This is a genomic window from Pseudomonas sp. WC2, from assembly GCF_050586545.1.
Taxonomy (GTDB): Bacteria; Pseudomonadota; Gammaproteobacteria; order Pseudomonadales; family Pseudomonadaceae; genus Aquipseudomonas.
The window spans coordinates 118,228-135,708 of record NZ_JBOBDR010000008.1 but is presented as its reverse complement, the minus strand read 5'-3'; the positions used below and the strand labels follow the sequence as shown (position 1 = coordinate 135,708).

Below are 17,481 nucleotides of genomic sequence, written 5' to 3'. Positions count from 1 at the left end.
GTTAGTCCGGCTTGCCGTTAACCACACCGGCGGTGTTGTCCATCAGGCTCTTGGTCGCCGTTTGCAGGAACGCCTCGAGTTTCTGTTTCAACTCGGCGGTGCGCGGTGCATTCGGGATAACCTCGGCACTTGGGTTGGCGCCCAGTTGGTACTGATAGATTTTCGCCGACATGTCTTTGTCTTTCGGCAGCACCAGAATCTGGTCAGCGGTGACGATGGCGGTGGTCTGCTCGCTGCCCGACGGCTTGATCACACCGAAACCGGTGTCGCCTTCCGGCAGGTTGAGCAGGTCACGGCCCCAGCACTGATGGCGCACTTCGCCCCCGAGACGACCCATGATGGTCGGCACGATATCGATCTGCGTACCCACGGTGTGGTCGCGAGTGCCGAACTTCTCCTGGATGCCCGGCGCGATCATCAGCATCGGCACGTTGAAGCGGCCCAGGTCCATTTCGGTGATCTGGCGTTCGTTGCCGAAACCGTGGTCACCGACGATGACAAACAGGGTTTCCTTGAAGTACGGCTCTTTCCGCGCCTTCTCGAAGAACTGACCCAGCGCCCAGTCGGAGTAGCGCATCGCGGTCAAGTGTTCGTTGAGGCTGCCACGATCGGTGACGCGCTCGACCGGCAAGGGTGTCGGCAAGGCGTATGGCGTGTGGTTGGACAGGGTTTGCAGCAGCGCATAGAACGGCTTGCCGCTTTCGCGTTTCTTCAACTCGACCAGACCGCGGTCGAACATGTCCTGGTCGGACACCCCCCAGGTCGGATCAGAGAACACCGGGTCAACGAAATCGTTACGGCCAACGAAGTTGGTCATGCCCTGGTTGCTGAAGAAACCCGACTGGTTGTCCCAGGCGAAGTCGCCGTTGTAGACATAGACGTCGTCGTAGTCACGGTGGCTGAGCAACTGCGGCAGGCCCGACAGCTTGTGGCTGCCTTCCGGGGTCTGCATCAGGTATTCGAAACCTGGCAGGTTGGGGAAGCACGCCATGGTCGCGAACATACCCTGGTGGGTGTGCGTGCCGTTGGAGAAGAAGCGGTCGAACAGCAGGCCTTCCTTCGACAGTTTGTCCAGGTATGGCGTGATGTTGCCCGGCGCACCCAGAGCACCGACCGAGTGACCGGCCATGGATTCCATCAGGATCACCACGACGTTCTTGATCGGCAGGGTCTTGTCGGCGGGCGGCATGTAGTCACGGCGCACGGCGGCGATGTCGCCATCGACCAGTTTGTCGTCCGGCATCACCAGCATGTCGCGCACGATTTTCTGCGCTTGCTCTTGCGGCAGCGTGGCTTTCCAGATGTTGTCGCGGTCTTCGCCCATGCGGTCCTTGGCAGCGGCGATCAACGATAGCGTGCCGTTGAGGCCGAGCTGGTTGGCGAAGTTCGATTCGGTAGTGTAGACGTCGCCCCAACGCATTGGCGGGCCCTGACGCAGAGTGCCACGGGCGGCTACCACGCAGATCAGCAGGCAGACCACGAATACGGCGAGGCGGGTGTACCACGGCGCCACTTGGCGAGTGCCGACATTGCCACCACTGAACGGCCCGCGTGGGCGCGTGGCGCGATCAGCACCTTTGAAGGCCAGGGTGAGAATCACCGTGCCGATGACCCACGCCAGCAGATAGCGCACCACCGGGAAACCGTACCAGAGCATGCTCATCACGGTTTTCGGGTCTTCTTTCACGTACTGGAACACCAGACCGTTAAGGCGCTGGTGGAACTCGCGGTAGAAGTCCATCTCCATCAGGCCGAGGAACAGCGCGATGCTCGAGGCGATGGTCAGCCACAGGCGGAAGAAACCGCGCGCGGCCATGGCGCGGGCACTGAACAGTGCCAGCACCAGCGGAATGCACAGGTAAACCACCAGGCGCAGGTCGAAACGCAGGCCATTGGCGAAGGCTTCGAGGAAGGTCGAAGCCGGGGTATCAAGGATCATCTCGCGGTTGTAGACCAGCAGCGCGAGGCGCAGCACGGAAAACATCACCATCATGACCAGCGCACAAAGCAACGTGTAGGCCAGATGCGATTTGACGGTCGGTTGCAGCAGGCGAGCAGAAGATCGCTGCTGATTCAGGGCGTCCGGGTTTGCCATGTCGTTTAAGGACCCATTGGAAGTTGAAGTTGCAAAATACAGCGGCGCCATACCCTCTATTGGCCATTCCAGGCCCCGGGGTTTGCGCGGTGCGCAAATGTTGCACGATCACCCGCACCATTGCCATTGATTACTGCCGCGCTGCCAGACACTTTCATTTAGAGCGGTCATAGCAGACAAACAGCGCGGGCGAATTGTCTTGAACGCTTTGTGAAAATTTCGTGCAACGCATATCTGGAAACACAATATAGATACAAAACAAAACGCCCCGAGTCGGTCGGGGCGTTCCGTTTGCGCGCGAGATTACTTCTCGGCGCGTTCTTTCAAGGCTTTGAGGGTGTTGAACGGCGCATCCACGACAAACTTGTTGGCAACCATCGCCGGCACGCTGCCACCTGGCTCGGTGTGCACTTGGTAGGTCACTTCAACCTGGTCACCCTTGGGCACGAACTTCCAGAAGCCCTTGACCTGCTGCACGCGGACGAAGCCTTTTTCTTCCGGCATGTACGTCGGCAAGCCTTCCAGGTTGCGGGTCAGACTGCCATCGGCGCCTTCAACGGTGGTGACTTTCAGCACCGAATCACGCGGGGTCACTGGCCAAGGCGTGTTGAACTGGGTGTAGGTCCAGCTCTGATCGCCTTCGTGTTTGAGCAGTTTCTGGGTTTTGCACTCGTGGATCCAGGCGCAGGCGCCGGATACGTCTTCCTGCAGTGCGCGCAGTTTGGCGACGGTGGTCTTCATCAGCGCGACGCCCTGATAGGACTTGTAGTCCGAACCAGGCACTTCGCTCAGGGAGACTTTGATGCCGTCTTCGTTCTTGGCGACTTTCCAGTCTTCGGCTTGGGCAACCGAGGTGGCCAGTACAGCGGTCAAACCACACAACACAGCGATACGATGCAGCGAACCCATAGTCTTATTCCTTATTGTTGAAGTTCCGTTCGTTTGACACATCACGCCGCCGTCATTTGCTCCCACCAGCCGATCAGCCTGATCGCTTCTTCCGAGCTGCTGCCGCAGACTTCGATGTCGGCAGAGAAACCAGAACAGACGGCAGGGCGCTCCGGACGGCCGAAAATGCTGCACAGGTTTTCGACCGAGAGCTGCACGCAACGTTCGCCGGCAGGTTTGCCATCGGGCATACCGGGAATGGCCGAGCTGATGGAAGGGGCAATGCAGCAAGCGCCACAGCCTTCACGGCATTTCATGACGGGCAAATCCTCGCGATGGGCGATGTATTAAAGAGACGCGGAACAGAGTACCCGCTAAAACGGCTGTTTTAAATTGCCGATACCGGGGTTTTTAGCGATTCGCGAAAGTGACTGACCAGTCTCCGACAAAGTGTCTGCTCGGCGGGTCACAGCCGGGACGATTTATTGCTTGAATTCGAAATCCAGCGCTGCGCCTTCAACTTCGCGACGCTCTTCGTTGCGCAGTTGCAGCTGCATTTCGTTGCTGAGCAAACGGCCGTTGAGCTGAAATCCGCTGTTTTTCTCACCGAAAAACTGCGGCAGGATCGGCTCGCGCTTGGGCAGCTCGACGGTGCCCTCGGGCTTGAGCTCCTGCACCATATCCTTGGGCAGGCTCAGATCAATTTTCGCCGGAGGCAATTTGGTTTTCGCCACTTCACTGGCAGGTTTGGACTTGGAAGCGATCGGTGGGCGTTTCTTCACCGGGGCCGCTTTTTTCGGCTGGGCTTTCTTGACCGGAGTGCTTTTCTGACTGGCCGCTGACTTCTTCGCTGTGCTGGTGGCAGCAGGCTTATCCTGCACGGCGGCCGCGAAGACCACAGGCGCGTGCCCGATCATCAGCAAACACAACAAAACCCCGGCGGCAGGAAAAATCGCTTTCATGGACCCAACGACACTAACGGCAGAGGGCCACATGCTCGCCTGTTGCGCGCCACAAGACAAGCATCAGCGGCCGCTCATTCAGAAACCGCCCGCAGTTTCCTGACACAGCTGCGTCGCCAGCAAGCCCAAAGTCATCAACGCCCGCTCCGCTTCCCGGTTCCACGGAATCCCGCAATTGAGGCGGATACAGTGGTTGAATTGTTCGGTATTACTGAAGATCAACCCCGGTGCAATGCTGATGCCCTGCTGCAATGCGCGCACATGCAATTCCTGGGTATTCACCCTCCCCGGCAGACTCACCCAAAGGATGAAACCGCCCGTGGGCCGGGTCATTTGCGTGCCCTCGGGGAAGTATTGCTGCACCGCCAACTGGAAGGCGCTGAGGTTTTTCCGGTATTCCTGGCGGATGTAGCGTAAATGCCGGTCATAGCCACCGTTTTCCAGATAAGCGGCAATCGCCATCTGCGTCACACTGCACGCCGAGTGGGTGCTGAAAGTCTGCAAGCGCTGAATCTCCTGCTGGTACTTGCCGGCGATCATCCAGCCAATGCGCACACCCGGTGACAATGTCTTGGAGAAACTCGAGCAGTAGATCACCCGATCCAGCCGGTCATAAGCCTTAAGGGCTTTGGTGCGACCTTGCTCGAACATCAACTCGCCGTAGATGTCGTCTTCGACGATCTGGATATCGAAGTCGGAGGCCAGGCGCAGCAGTTGTTTTTGCCGCTCTTCCGGCATGGTGCCGCCCAAGGGATTGCTCAGGCGCGTGGTCAGCACCAGCGCCTTGATCGACCATTGGTTGGCGGCCAGTTGCAAGGCTTCGAGGCTCATGCCGGTGGCAGGATCGCTGGGAATTTCGATGACTTTCAGACCGAGCAGGTCCGCCAGTTGCAGCAGGCCGTAATAGGTCGGCGATTCGGCAGCGATCAGATCGCCCGGCCGGGTGAGCACCCGCAGCGACATCTGCAGCGCGTCCACGCAGCCGTGGGTGATCACCACTTCCGACGGATCGACCACTACGCCAGCGTCGCGCATGCGGATCGCCACTTGCCGCCGCAAAGGCTCGAAACCGGGGCTGAACATGTAGCTGAAGGCGCGCGGGCTGTGGAAACGGGTCACTTTGGCCAATTGCTGATGCAGCGCACGTACCGGCAAATAATCCACGCTCGGCACGGCTGCGCCCAGCGGAAACACGCCTTCGCGGCGCGACTCGACCAGAACCTGTTGAATGATGCTGCTGCGGGTGACCAGACCTGGACGCTCGACCCGGGCAATGTCCGGCGTCGGCGCGGTCAGCGCGGGAGTCTGGTGCACGTAATAACCAGACTGCGGCCGTGCGCGAATCAGCCCCTGATCTTCGAGATTGGCGTAGGCCTGCAACACCGTTGCATGACTGACGTTGAGCTGCGAACTCATCTTGCGCACCGAAGGCACGCGCTCCCCCGGTTGATAGACACCACGGCGGATGTCTTCGGCCAGTTGCTGAGCAATACGTTGGTAGAGCAAGAGATTGGTCATGACGCAGCACTCGATTTCACGGGCATTTTATTCTTGTGTGAAACAATACCGGAACAGTTTAGAAGTGTACTGGGACAGTTGCCACTTTAGTCGACCATACAGTGCGGTGTCTGCCCTCGACTGTACTGATTTGCGAGCCAATCGACAGACGTAAAAAAGCCCGGTGCTGCCTGACAGCCCGGGCTTTCCAGAGACGCCACCCTTAGCGGGCGGCGCCGAGCTGGCCTTTTTCGTCGGAGAAGACAATTTCCACTCGACGGTTCTGTGCACGTCCACGCTCGGAAGCGTTGGCGTCCACCGGGTATTCGTCGCCGTAACCTTCGACCTGAATGCGTTTGTCCTCGATGCCAAGGTCCATCAGCACATCCGCCACCGATTGCGCGCGGTCGCGAGACAGTTTGAGGTTTTCCTGCTTGCCGCCGGTGCTGTCGGTGTAACCCTCGATGCGCACCACGCGTTTCGGGTTCAGTTGCAGAAACTGGACGATCTTCAGCACGACACGGTTGGCCGAGTTTTTCAGCTCCGCTTCACCGGTGTCGAACAACACATCGCCGAGGGTCATCACCAGACCACGGTCAGTCTGCGTGGTGGCCAGTGCAACAATTTGCTCTTCCAGCCATTTGCCCTGCTGCTGCACGCTGAGCAGCTTCGACTCACGCAAGGCCAGTTGCAGACGCTGACGCTCCAGCTCGAGCTTGGCCACGCGCTCTTCGTTGAGCACCTGATTGGTGTGCTCGCGGGCGATGGCGCTGTAGCGCTGGCTCAGGTAGGCGTAATGCACCACGTCCGAACCGCTGCCCCAATAGGTCGACAGGCGATCAGCGCGGGCCAGGGATTCACCGGCGCGGATCACGTCTTTCGGCGCAATGCGCAGCACATTGGAGTCTTCTTTGACTTTCTGAAAATCGGCGCCGGCTTCTTGCAGGGCGGACTCACTGTGTTGCCCGGCGCAGCCGTACAGGCTCGCGCAACCGGCGAGGATCAGCGCGCCGACGACTTTGGATTTCAGGCTCATTGGGCATCTCCCAGTTGCTTGCGCAGTCGGACGATGCGGGTATTGAGCACATTCACCTGCTCTTCACTTTTCTGCGTGAGCACTTTGGCTTCAGCCAGACGTGCGTCGAGTTCAGCCTGTTCAGCACGCATCCGCGCATTGCGGTAGGACTCGTCGGCCATGCTGCCTTTGGCGCGATCGTATTTGGTTTCCGCCAGTTTCATTTCCGGCACTTCGTCGGCGGTGGCACCGACGGCCTTGGCCTGGGTAATGGCCTGCTCGGTCAGGCGCATTTGTTCGTTGGGTGCCGGATCGCTGGCGCAACCGGCCAGGGCCAGAACGGCCATCGCCGCGAAAAGAGGTCGAATACTCACAAAGAATCCCTACTGTTTTGGGGCACTGACAGGTTGTTGCGGCTGTTGCTGCTGCGCCTTCCAGCGCTCGATGTTGCGCTGCAGCGCGGCTTCCGTCAGTCCGGACGCGGGCAATTCTGTCATCTTTTTGGCTAGCTGTCCGCGCAACCACGGATCGTTGCAGGCAGAGTTATGGGAAACCGCGAGGAACAGGCCCGGCCGGTCGACGGGTTGCTCGAACGCCAGCAAGTCACTGGCCATCCCCAATGCCTGCGCGGCAGCCATGCCCGAATAGCGCCCGGCGAGTACATATTCGACTTCACCGAGGAGCAATTTCTGCAGGGCCTGGGTAAGGTTGGCTGTCTTGGTCAGGGTCAGATTCTGCTCGGCGAAAGTGCCGAATGCCTGGGTCATTCGAGACTTTTCCGACAACGCGCCGGCGTGGCCGTGCAGATCTTTGGCGTCGCTGTAGACCAGTGTCGAACCTTTGCGCGTCCACACCAGGTAGTCGTTTTCCAGCAGCGGCGGATAGATGTAGTCGAGGTTTTCCAGCTCATTGAAGGTCAGCGGCGCGTCGGCCAGCATGTCCATGCGCCCGCTGCGCACTTCGTCGAGGGCTTGCGAGCGCTTGCCGGCGTAAAGCAACTCGACCTTGATGCCGAGGTCTTTCGCCACTTGTTGCAAGAGGTCGGCGCTGGCACCGATCAACTGCTTGGGATTTTGCGGGTCCTGCCACAGGTACGGCGGCGCGTCCGGGCTACCGGTGACGACGAGGCGCTCGCACTTGCCAGCGGCCATGGCCAAACCGGGCAACAGGGCCAATCCCAACAACCATCCGCAGCGCAGATCCATGGCGAAACGCTCCCACTCAAATCCGAGACAAAAAAAAGCCCGACCAACAGGCCGGGCTCTTTATAAGTGAAGCCGCTGGATTAGACCAGCTTCTCCAGCTCAGGGACTGCTTCGAACAGATCCGCCACGAGACCGTAATCGGCCACCTGGAAGATCGGCGCTTCTTCATCCTTGTTGATCGCAACGATCACTTTGGAGTCTTTCATACCGGCCAAATGCTGGATCGCGCCGGAGATACCGACGGCGATGTACAGCTGTGGTGCAACGATCTTGCCGGTCTGACCGACCTGCATATCGTTCGGTACGAAACCTGCGTCGACCGCGGCGCGGGAAGCACCGACGGCAGCGCCCAGCTTGTCGGCCAGGGCGTACAGGTGTTTGAAGTTGTCGCCGTTCTGCATGCCGCGGCCGCCGGAAACGACGATCTTGGCAGCGGTCAGTTCTGGACGGTCGGACTTGGCCAGCTCTTCGCCAACGAAGCTCGAAGTGCCCGCGTCGTGCGCAGCGCCAACGGCTTCAACAGCCGCCGAACCACCTTCGGCAGCAACCGGGTCGAAACCAGTGGCACGCACGGTGATCACTTTGATCGCAGCAGTCGACTGTACGGTAGCGATGGCGTTACCGGCGTAGATCGGACGCTTGAAGGTGTCAGCGCTTTCGACCGAGATGATCTCGGAGATCTGGTCAACGTCCAGCTGCGCAGCGACGCGCGGCAGGATGTTTTTGCCATTGGAGGTAGCGGCAGCCAGGATGTGGCTGTAACCAGCGCCAAGCTCTGCAACCAGCGGAGCAACGTTTTCCGGCAGCTGATGCGCGTAAGCGGCATTGTCAGCATTCAGGACTTTGCTCACGCCTGCGATTTTCGCAGCGGCTTCAGCCACGGCGCCAGCGCCTTGGCCAGCGACCAGAACGTGGATGTCGCCGCCGATTTTGGCAGCAGCAGCCACGGTGTTCAGTGTGGCCGGGGCCAGCACTTTATTGTCGTGTTCAGCGATTACCAAGATAGTCATGATCAGATTACCTTCGCTTCGTTTTTCAGTTTCTCGACCAGTTCAGCCACCGACTTGACCTTGATACCCGCGCTGCGTGCAGCCGGCGCTTCGACTTTCAGGGTCTTGTTGGTGGAGGCGGTGGAAACGCCCAAAGCGTCCGGAGTCAGCACTTCGAGAGGCTTCTTCTTGGCTTTCATGATGTTTGGCAGGGACGCGTAGCGCGGCTCGTTCAAACGCAGGTCGGTGGTGACGATTGCAGGCAGTTTCAACGAAACAGTCTGCGCGCCGCCGTCGATTTCGCGGGTCACGGCAACGCTGTCGCCGGAGACTTCGACTTTCGAGGCGAACGTGCCCTGACCGTAGCCGCTCAGTGCAGCGAGCATCTGGCCGGTCTGGTTGTTGTCGCTGTCGATGGCCTGTTTGCCGAGGATCACCAGCTGAGGCTGTTCCTTGTCGACCACAGCCTTGAGCAGCTTGGCGACGGCGAGCGAGGTCAGATCTTCAGCGGATTCGACGAGGATGGCACGGTCGGCACCCAGAGCCAGTGCGGTACGCAGCTGCTCCTGAGCGGTGGTCGGGCCGATGGAGACGACGACGATTTCAGTCGCAACACCTTTCTCTTTCAGGCGTACGGCTTCTTCCACTGCGATTTCGCAGAAAGGGTTCATCGACATCTTGACGTTGGCGAGGTCGACGCCGGAATTGTCCGCCTTGACGCGAACCTTGACGTTGTAATCCACAACGCGTTTGACAGCTACAAGAACCTTCATGGATTCCTCGTTACTCTCCGGTGAAAAGAAAGTCGCCTAGGCGAACCTGGCGGTTGATGCTCATCAGGCTAAAAGGGCACCTCTAAAAACGCCGACCGGGGTGCGAGATGATTGCACGACGCTGGAGGGTGCGACCGTTCGTCAGTGGTGACCGACAAGTCATAGCTCCTCACGCGGTGTAAACTGCGCGCCAGACTGCGCTGCGCATCACCTTTTACTGCCTGTGCCCTGTCTTTAGACGTGCTCTTGAAACCGCCAGTCTGCCTACGACGAGCGCAAAACCGCCCGTATCTTGACCGGAACGCCTATTCCGGTCAATACAGCAAAATGACCATTCATAAGCCGCGCTTCTTTGATTTCTCTGGGCTGGAGCCAATTCAAACAAACGTTTGTATTGGACGCTGAGAGTGGTGTAGATATAATGCGCCGCCTAGAGAGAAAGGTGGGTTTCCCGATATTCCCTTTGACGTTAACGTAAAGGCAATTCGGATGCGAGATCGAACCTCCAAATTAGAAAAAAAACTGTGAGCCTTGAGTAGGAGATAGCCTGTGGAACGCGAATACATGGAATTCGACGTGGTCATCGTCGGTGCCGGCCCCGCTGGCCTGTCCGCCGCCTGCCGTCTGAAGCAGAAGGCCGCCGAAGCCGGTAAGGAAATCAGCGTCTGCGTGGTCGAAAAAGGCTCCGAAGTCGGCGCACACATCCTCTCCGGTGCCGTGTTCGAACCACGCGCTCTGAACGAATTGTTCCCGGACTGGAAAGAACTCGGCGCCCCGCTGAACACGCCGGTCACCCGCGACGATATTTTCGTGCTGAAAAACGCCGACAGCGCGCAGAAAATCCCTGACTTCTTTGTGCCCAAGACCATGCACAACGAAGGCAACTACATTATTTCCCTCGGCAACCTCTGCCGCTGGCTCGCCCAGCAAGCGGAAAACCTCGGCGTAGAAATCTACCCGGGCTTCGCTGCGCAGGAAGCGTTGATCGACGAGCAAGGCGTGGTGCGCGGGATCATCACCGGTGATCTGGGCGTCGACCGCGAAGGCAATCCGAAAGAAGGCCTGTACACCCCGGGCATGGAACTGCGTGGCAAATACACGCTGTTCGCCGAAGGCTGCCGTGGCCACATCGGCAAGCAACTGATCCAGCGCTACAACCTCGATAGCGATGCCGACGCCCAGCATTACGGCATCGGCCTGAAAGAAATCTGGGAAATCGACCCGGCCAAGCATCAGCCAGGCCTGGTAGTCCACACCGCCGGTTGGCCGCTGGACATCATGGGCACCGAGAACACTGGCGGCTCGTTCCTCTATCATCTGGAAAACAATCAGGTGGTGGTCGGTCTGATCGTTGACCTGTCCTACAGCAACACCTACCTGTCGCCGTTCGACGAGTTCCAGCGTCTCAAGCATCACCCGGTGCTGGCTCAGTACCTCGAAGGCGGCAAGCGCATCAGCTACGGCGCCCGCGCGATCTGCAAAGGTGGCCTGAACTCGCTGCCGAAAATGGTCTTCAAGGGCGGCGCGCTGATCGGTTGCGACCTCGGCACCCTGAACTTCGCCAAGATCAAAGGCAGCCACACCGCGATGAAGTCCGGCATGCTCGCCGCTGAATCCGTGGCTGATGCGCTGTTCGCTGAAAAGGACGGCACTGAAGAGCTGACCACCTATGTGGACGCGTTCAAGAAGAGCTGGCTCTACGACGAACTGTTTGCCAGCCGTAACTTCGGCCCGGCGATCCACAAGTTCGGCGCCATCGTTGGCGGCGGTTTCAACTGGCTCGATCAGAACATCTTCGGCGGCAAACTGCCGTTCACCCTGCACGACACCAAGCCGGACTACGCCTGCCTCAAGCTCGCGGCCGACTGCAAGAAGATCGACTATCCGAAACCGGACGGCAAACTCAGCTTCGACAAACTCAGCTCGGTGTTCATCTCCGGTACCAACCACGAAGAAGAACAGCCTTGCCACCTGAAGCTGAAAGACCCGAGCATCCCGATCAGCAAGAACCTGCCGCTGTACGACGAACCGGCGCAACGCTACTGCCCGGCCGGCGTGTACGAAGTGATCACCAAGGAAGACGGCGAGAAGCGCTTCCAGATCAACGCCCAGAACTGCGTGCACTGCAAGACCTGTGACATCAAGGACCCTTCGCAGAACATCACCTGGGTCACGCCGGAAGGCGCAGGCGGCCCGACTTACCCGAATATGTAAGCCGAACCGTTGAACGACAAGGCTCCCGAGATGGGGGCCTTTTTGTTGCCCAAAATTCCTCTGACACCACAAAAAAACTGTGGGAGCGAGCCTGCTCGCGAATGCAATTCAACATTCAACGTCTTTATCAACTGAAAGTTCGCTTTCGCGAGCAACCTCGCTCCCACATAGTCATCAGTGAATCAGGCAGCGCGCTCATCCCCCGGGCTACGCTCAAAGTAGCGCTTATATTCCCGACTGAACTGCGACGTACTCTGATACCCCACCCGATGCGCCACCTGCGCCACGCCCAGCCCTTCCGCCACCAGCAACGTCTGCGCCTTCAACAACCGCAAGCGCTTCAGATACTGCACCGGCGACAACAACGTGCTGCGTTTGAAATGCTCATGAAAGGTCGACACGCTCATGTTCGCGCAACCGGCCAGCGTCTCGACATTCAGCGGCTCGGTGTAATGCGCATGCAGATGACTGATCGACGCCGCCACCCGCGCGAATTGCCCCTGCTGCTCGACCAGCGCCCGCAACACATCGGCCTGCGGTCCGCGTAACGCGGTGAACAACAACTCACGCACCCGCGCCGGCCCAAGAATCTGGCATTCCAGCGGATCGTGCAGACAGCTCAGCAAGCGTTCGACACAACCGCGCATGTCATCGTCGAGCACCACCGAGGTCATCGACTCCGGCGTCTGTGCCGGAATATGTCGCCCCGGCGCCAGCCCCATGGCCAATACCAATTCACCGAGCAACACCCGATCAATCGCCACCGTCACCCCGAGTAGCGGCGCATCGGGCAAGGCAAACGTCTCGCACTCGAACGGCACCGGCAGCGCCTGAATCAGGTAATGCCCGGCGCCGTATTCCATCGTCCGAGGCCCGAGAAACGCCAGTTTGCTGCCCTGGGCGATGATCATCAGGCTCGGTTCATAAATGTGCGGGCCACGGGCGACGTCACAACTGGCGCGCAACACCTGCACACCGGGCAACCCGGTCGGGGAATAACCATCGCGCAGCGCCAACGGTTCGATCAGCGAAACCAGCCGGGCATTGGCATCAAGATGACGGGTTAATTGCATCAAAGCTCTTCACTGAAAATGGAGCGAAAAAAGGGATGCAAGCATCATCGCAGATCCTTTTGCCAATGCGACCGATCAAACCCGCATGCCGGAGGATTAGGCATGAGACCCGGAGGAATCGTCATGGCCGACCGGTCAGTCAGCGCCCAGAATGCGCCGCCTCACTTGTTCCTGCTTTTGCGAGGTTTCACATGTACACCGCCATCGGCTATGCCGCCCAATCGGCCACCACTCCCCTCGCCCCGATGAAATTCGAACGCCGCAGCCCGCGCGCCGATGACGTCGCCATCGAGATTCTGTATTGCGGCGTCTGCCACTCCGACATCCACCAGGCGCGCAATGAATGGGGCATCGCCGTTTACCCGTTGATGCCCGGCCACGAGATCGTCGGAAAAGTCACCGCGATCGGTGCGAATGTCACCCAACATAAAGTAGGCGATCTGGTCGGTGTTGGCTGCATGGTCGACTCCTGCCGCACCTGCGAAGCCTGCCAGTCGAACCTTGAGCAATACTGCCTCGAAGGCCCGACCATGACCTACGCCACCCCGGATCGGGTCGATGGCAGCAACACCATGGGCGGTTATTCGGACAGCATCGTCGTCAGCGAGCACTTCGTGGTGCGCATTCCGGAAAAACTGGCTCTGGCCAGCGCCGCGCCAATCCTTTGCGCCGGCATCACTACCTATTCGCCGCTCAAGCACTACGGCGTCAAGGCTGGCGACAAGGTCGGGATTCTCGGCATGGGCGGTCTGGGCCACATGGGCATCAAGTTCGCCAAAGCCATGGGCGCCGAAGTCACGCTGTTCACCCGCTCGGCGAGCAAGGCTGAAGAAGGTCGTCGTCAGGGTGCCGATCATGTGATCGTCTCCACCGACGCCGAGCAGATGAAAGCGGCTGCCGGTTACTTCGATTTCCTGCTCGACACCATTCCGGTGCAGCACGATCTCAACCCGTACCTCGACACCCTGCGTTTCGACGGCGTACACATTCTGGTCGGTCTGATCGAGCCGGTTGATCCACCGGTACACGCCGGCAAACTGGTGATGAGCCGCCGTGTGCTGGCCGGTTCGCTGATCGGTGGTGTCGCCGAAACCCAGGAAGTGCTGGATTTCTGCGCCGAGCACAACATCACCTGCGACATCGAAATGCTCGACATCCGTCAGATCAACGAGGCTTACGCGCGCATGATCGCCGGCGACGTGAAGTACCGTTTCGTGATCGACATGGCAACGCTCAAGGTTTAAACCTTCAGCCCTAGCTCTGCCGACAGCCGGGCTGTGACCCCTTTGATCAGGGGAATCAGCTCGGCCATTTTTTCCAGTGGCATGTACGGCACGGTGCTGGCGATACTGATCGCCGCTACGATGCCCTTGCTCGCGTCGCGAATCGGCGCCGCCACGCAGCGGATCGACGGTTCGTTGTCTTCCAGATCGAAGGCGTAGCCACCGGCGACGTATTCGTTCATGCGCTGCTCAAGCTGTTCCCACGATTGCTGGGGATGCTGCGGCCAGAACTGACTTTTCCCACCTGCCGGCAGGCTGATGTCGTACAGACGCTGCCAATCTTTCGGCGAATCATCGAGCATCAACGCCTTGCCAATACCGGTGCGCGCCAGCGGCATGCGATGGCCGACCCGCGAACGCATTTCCGGGCCATTACGCCCCGGATTCTTCAGCAGATACAGCACTTCATCGCCTTCACGAATGCCCAAGTGCACGGTGTCGCCGGTCAGCGCCGACAATTCGTCCAGATACGGCGCGGCCAGGGTCACCAGCGGCAACTCTTCGCGCGCCTGGAAACCCAGTTCGATCAGCTTCGGCCCGAGCAGGTAACCGATTTGCGGCACCACGCGCAGGTAACGCTCATCGACCAGGCAACTGGCCAGACGATGGGTGGTGCTGCGTGTGGTGCCGATCAGCCGGGCAATTTCCTTGAGATCGCGGGCGCCACTGGCCACCGCTTGCACCACACCCAAGCCACGCAACAGTGTTTGCGTGCCGGTGGGCGCGGCGTCCTTGGTTTTTTCCGGAGCGTCTTCCTGCATATCCAGCCTTTACCGTTGAGCGAGGGAACGGGCGGCATTATGGTCGCCCGACGCAGACCACTACAACTCGATACGCTCGACCTTGCCGACCAGCAGCACGTAGGACAATGCACCGATCAATGCGAGCACCGCGATGTAGGTGATCGCCGGCGCGAACGAATCGCCGCTGGCAAGGAAGCCGATCACGATCGGCGTAGCAATCGCCGACAGGTTGCCGATGAAGTTAAACACCCCGCCAGTCAGCCCCAACAACCGCGCTGGCGCTAACGTCGACACCAGCGACCAAGTGATCGAGGCCAGACCGTTGCCGAAAAATGCCAACGCCAGAAAGGCAATCACCAGCGGCGTCGACTCAACGAAGTTTGCACCGATGATCGAGGTGGAAATCAGCAGCCCGCCAATGATCGGCAACTTGCGCGCGAACCCGACGGTGTAGCCCCGACGGATCAAGAAGTCGGAAAAGAACCCTGAACACAACACGCCAACGAACGCGGCCAAAAACGGCAGCGATGCGAGCAGGCCAGACTTGATGAAGTCCATGCCGCGATATTTCACCAGATAGGTCGGGAACCACGTGAGGAAAAACCACAGCGTCGAGTTCAGGCAGAACTGGCCGAGGTAGATGCCCCACAATTTGCGTTTGGTCAGGACGATGCCGAGATCGGTCCAGCTGAATTTGGCTTTGACCTTGGCCGTCTCCTGCTGAATATCGACCAAGCCACCGCCCTCGCGGATCAGGTCGATTTCGGCTTCGTTGGCGCCTTTGAAATCTCGCGGTTCGCGATACACCGCGTACCAGATCGCCGCCCAAATGATGCCGACCGCGCCGGTCGCGACGAACACCATGTGCCAGCCGAATTCGTGTTGCAGCCAGGCCAGAACCGGGGTCAGAAATGCCAGACCGACGAACTGCCCGGAGGTGTAGAAACCGATGGCCGTGGCGCGTTCGCGTTCGGGGAACCACGTCGTGACTACGCGGCTGTTGATCGGATACGCCGGCGCTTCCAGTGCACCGACCGCCATGCGCAGCACGAACAGCGCGATGAAACTGGCGGCGAAACCGAGCATCACCGTGGCAATCGACCACAGCAGTAACGCGACGCTGTACAGAATGCGCGGCGGCACGCGATCGACCAGCCAGCCGCCGGGGATCTGCATGGCAGCGTAAGTCCAGCCGAACGCGGAAAAGATCAGACCGACGTGAATCGGGTCGATACCCAATTCACTGGTCAGCGCCGGCGCGGCGATCGACAGGTTGCTGCGGTCGAGGTAGTTGATGACCACGGTGATAAACAGCAACACCATGATAAAAAACCGCTTGCGGCTAGGCGTGACTAAAGACGCCTGCCCGGTGAGGGTTTGCGGTTGCATGGGGAGAGCCTCTTTTTATGTTTATTGAGGTCGGCCTGAGGCCTGATCGTTCCTACGCTCCGCGTGGGAATGCAGCCCGGAACGCTCTGCGTCCCAAAAGCGGACACAGAGCGTCCATTGAGGCATTCCCACGCAGAGCGTGGGAACGATCTCATCGGGTGTGTCAGAGACAAATCACCACTCAGCAAAGCTGCCATCGGCGTGGCGCCAGATCGGGTTGCGCCAGCGATGCCCGACTGCCGCGCGCTCGATCACGTATTCCTCGTTGATCTCGATGCCCAGGCCCGGCCCGTTAGGGATCTTCACAAAACCTTTGTCGTAATCGAACACGCGCGGATCCTTCACATAGTCGAGCAAGTCATTGCTCTCGTTGTAATGGATGCCCAGGCTCTGCTCCTGGATAAACGCGTTGTAACAAACCGCGTCGAGTTGTAAACACGCCGCCAGCGCAATCGGGCCCAACGGGCAATGCAGCGCCAGCGCCACATCGTAGGCTTCGGCCATGTTGGCGATCTTGCGGGTTTCGGTGATGCCGCCCGCGTGGGAGGCGTCCGGCTGGATGATGTCGACGTAACCTTCGCTCAACACGCGTTTAAAGTCCCAACGTGAGAACAGTCGCTCGCCGAGGGCAATCGGCGTGCTGGTCAACGGCGCCAGTTCTTTCAACGCTTCGTAGTTTTCGCTGAGCACCGGCTCTTCGATGAACATCAGTTTGTACGGGTCGAGTTCCTTCATCAGTACCTTGGCCATCGGCTTGTGCACGCGGCCATGGAAGTCGACGCCGATGCCGACGTTCGGCCCGACCGCGTCACGCACGGCGGCGACGTTGGCCAGCGCCAGATCGACTTTTTCGAAGGTGTCGAGAAACTGCAGCTCTTCGGTGCCGTTCATTTTCACCGCAGTGAAACCACGGCTCACCGCCTCTTTCGCCGCACGCGCAGTGTCGGCCGGACGGTCGCCGCCGATCCACGAATAAACGCGAATCTTGTCGCGCACCTGGCCACCGAGCAGATCGCTCACCGACACCCCGAGCGCCTTGCCCTTGATGTCCCACAGCGCCTGATCGATACCGGCCAGCGCACTCATGTGGATTGCGCCGCCACGGTAGAAACCGCCCCGATAGAGCACCGTCCAGATGTCTTCGATGTTGCGTGGGTCTTTGCCGATCAGGTAGTCGGACAATTCTTCAACGGCAGCGGCAACCGTGTGCGCGCGTCCTTCAACCACAGGCTCGCCCCAACCGGTCACGCCCTCGTCGGTTTCAACTTTGAGGAAGCACCAGCGCGGCGGAACGATGAAGGTGGTGAGTTTGGTGATTTTCATCTTTTTGTCTCTCTTATAGATGCAGCGCACGC

At 59.4% G+C, this 17,481-nt stretch carries 16 protein-coding genes; 2 read left to right on the top strand and 14 right to left on the bottom strand.

Going from position 1 to position 17,481, the window contains the following annotated elements:
* Window position 1 precedes the first annotated feature (1 nt).
* The 10 genes from ACQ4OE_RS12130 to ACQ4OE_RS12085 form a co-directional block, all read right to left on the bottom strand.
* Entirely contained in the window at window positions 2–2,095 is a 2,094-nt protein-coding gene (locus ACQ4OE_RS12130) for an LTA synthase family protein (protein WP_122592108.1), read from the bottom strand.
* A gap of 303 nt (window positions 2,096–2,398) precedes the next feature.
* Window positions 2,399–3,004: an START domain-containing protein gene (locus ACQ4OE_RS12125; protein WP_123375489.1), complete on the bottom strand. Its 606-nt coding sequence runs from the start codon at window positions 3,002–3,004 to the stop codon at window positions 2,399–2,401.
* 41 nt (window positions 3,005–3,045) lie between these two features.
* Window positions 3,046–3,300: a YkgJ family cysteine cluster protein gene (locus tag ACQ4OE_RS12120; protein ID WP_122592111.1), complete on the bottom strand. Its 255-nt coding sequence runs from the start codon at window positions 3,298–3,300 to the stop codon at window positions 3,046–3,048.
* 165 nt (window positions 3,301–3,465) lie between these two features.
* On the bottom strand, window positions 3,466–3,945 hold the full coding sequence (locus ACQ4OE_RS12115; RefSeq protein ID WP_122592113.1) for a translation initiation factor 2: 480 nt from the start codon (window positions 3,943–3,945) through the stop codon (window positions 3,466–3,468).
* Window positions 3,946–4,023: 78 nt separating this feature from the next.
* Window positions 4,024–5,463: a PLP-dependent aminotransferase family protein gene (locus ACQ4OE_RS12110; protein WP_103305643.1), complete on the bottom strand. Its 1,440-nt coding sequence runs from the start codon at window positions 5,461–5,463 to the stop codon at window positions 4,024–4,026.
* A 202-nt stretch (window positions 5,464–5,665) separates the two neighbouring features.
* Window positions 5,666–6,478: an OmpA family protein gene (locus ACQ4OE_RS12105; protein ID WP_430946765.1), complete on the bottom strand. Its 813-nt coding sequence runs from the start codon at window positions 6,476–6,478 to the stop codon at window positions 5,666–5,668.
* Window positions 6,475–6,831 carry a DUF4398 domain-containing protein gene (locus ACQ4OE_RS12100; RefSeq protein ID WP_430946764.1) on the bottom strand — a complete coding sequence of 119 codons (357 nt, stop codon included), beginning with the start codon at window positions 6,829–6,831 and terminating at the stop codon, window positions 6,475–6,477. The genes ACQ4OE_RS12105 and ACQ4OE_RS12100 overlap by 4 nt, the downstream gene beginning before the upstream one ends.
* Before the next feature lie 9 nt (window positions 6,832–6,840).
* Complete coding sequence (locus ACQ4OE_RS12095) at window positions 6,841–7,662, bottom strand: substrate-binding periplasmic protein (RefSeq protein ID WP_430946763.1); 822 nt, start codon at window positions 7,660–7,662, stop codon at window positions 6,841–6,843.
* A gap of 80 nt (window positions 7,663–7,742) precedes the next feature.
* Window positions 7,743–8,672: an electron transfer flavoprotein subunit alpha/FixB family protein gene (locus ACQ4OE_RS12090; protein WP_007908340.1), complete on the bottom strand. Its 930-nt coding sequence runs from the start codon at window positions 8,670–8,672 to the stop codon at window positions 7,743–7,745.
* A gap of 2 nt (window positions 8,673–8,674) precedes the next feature.
* Window positions 8,675–9,424 (bottom strand): electron transfer flavoprotein subunit beta/FixA family protein, encoded by a 750-nt coding sequence (locus ACQ4OE_RS12085; protein ID WP_007908338.1) that lies wholly within the window; start codon window positions 9,422–9,424, stop codon window positions 8,675–8,677.
* A gap of 549 nt (window positions 9,425–9,973) precedes the next feature.
* Here ACQ4OE_RS12085 and ACQ4OE_RS12080 point away from each other — a divergent pair.
* A complete protein-coding gene (locus tag ACQ4OE_RS12080; RefSeq protein ID WP_122592118.1) occupies window positions 9,974–11,638 on the top strand; it encodes an electron transfer flavoprotein-ubiquinone oxidoreductase in 1,665 nt (554 codons plus the stop codon).
* Window positions 11,639–11,820: 182 nt separating this feature from the next.
* Here ACQ4OE_RS12080 and ACQ4OE_RS12075 read toward each other — a convergent pair whose 3' ends face one another.
* On the bottom strand, window positions 11,821–12,711 hold the full coding sequence (locus tag ACQ4OE_RS12075) for an AraC family transcriptional regulator (RefSeq protein WP_122592120.1): 891 nt from the start codon (window positions 12,709–12,711) through the stop codon (window positions 11,821–11,823).
* 191 nt (window positions 12,712–12,902) lie between these two features.
* Here ACQ4OE_RS12075 and ACQ4OE_RS12070 point away from each other — a divergent pair, with 191 nt between their 5' ends.
* Window positions 12,903–13,955, top strand: coding sequence for an NAD(P)-dependent alcohol dehydrogenase (locus tag ACQ4OE_RS12070; protein WP_141127034.1), 1,053 nt, complete (start codon window positions 12,903–12,905; stop codon window positions 13,953–13,955).
* On the opposite strand, the gene ACQ4OE_RS12065 is transcribed toward ACQ4OE_RS12070, so the two are convergent.
* From ACQ4OE_RS12065 to dgoD, 3 genes are all read right to left on the bottom strand, one after another.
* Window positions 13,952–14,755: an IclR family transcriptional regulator gene (locus ACQ4OE_RS12065; RefSeq protein WP_430946762.1), complete on the bottom strand. Its 804-nt coding sequence runs from the start codon at window positions 14,753–14,755 to the stop codon at window positions 13,952–13,954. The two genes, ACQ4OE_RS12070 and ACQ4OE_RS12065, sit on opposite strands and share 4 nt — an antisense overlap.
* Window positions 14,756–14,815: 60 nt before the next feature.
* Window positions 14,816–16,126, bottom strand: a complete 1,311-nt coding sequence (locus tag ACQ4OE_RS12060; RefSeq protein ID WP_430946761.1) for an MFS transporter — start codon at window positions 16,124–16,126, stop codon at window positions 14,816–14,818.
* 174 nt (window positions 16,127–16,300) lie between these two features.
* On the bottom strand, window positions 16,301–17,449 hold the full coding sequence (gene dgoD / locus ACQ4OE_RS12055) for a galactonate dehydratase (RefSeq protein ID WP_008085519.1): 1,149 nt from the start codon (window positions 17,447–17,449) through the stop codon (window positions 16,301–16,303).
* Between the last annotated feature and the right edge of the window lie 32 nt (window positions 17,450–17,481).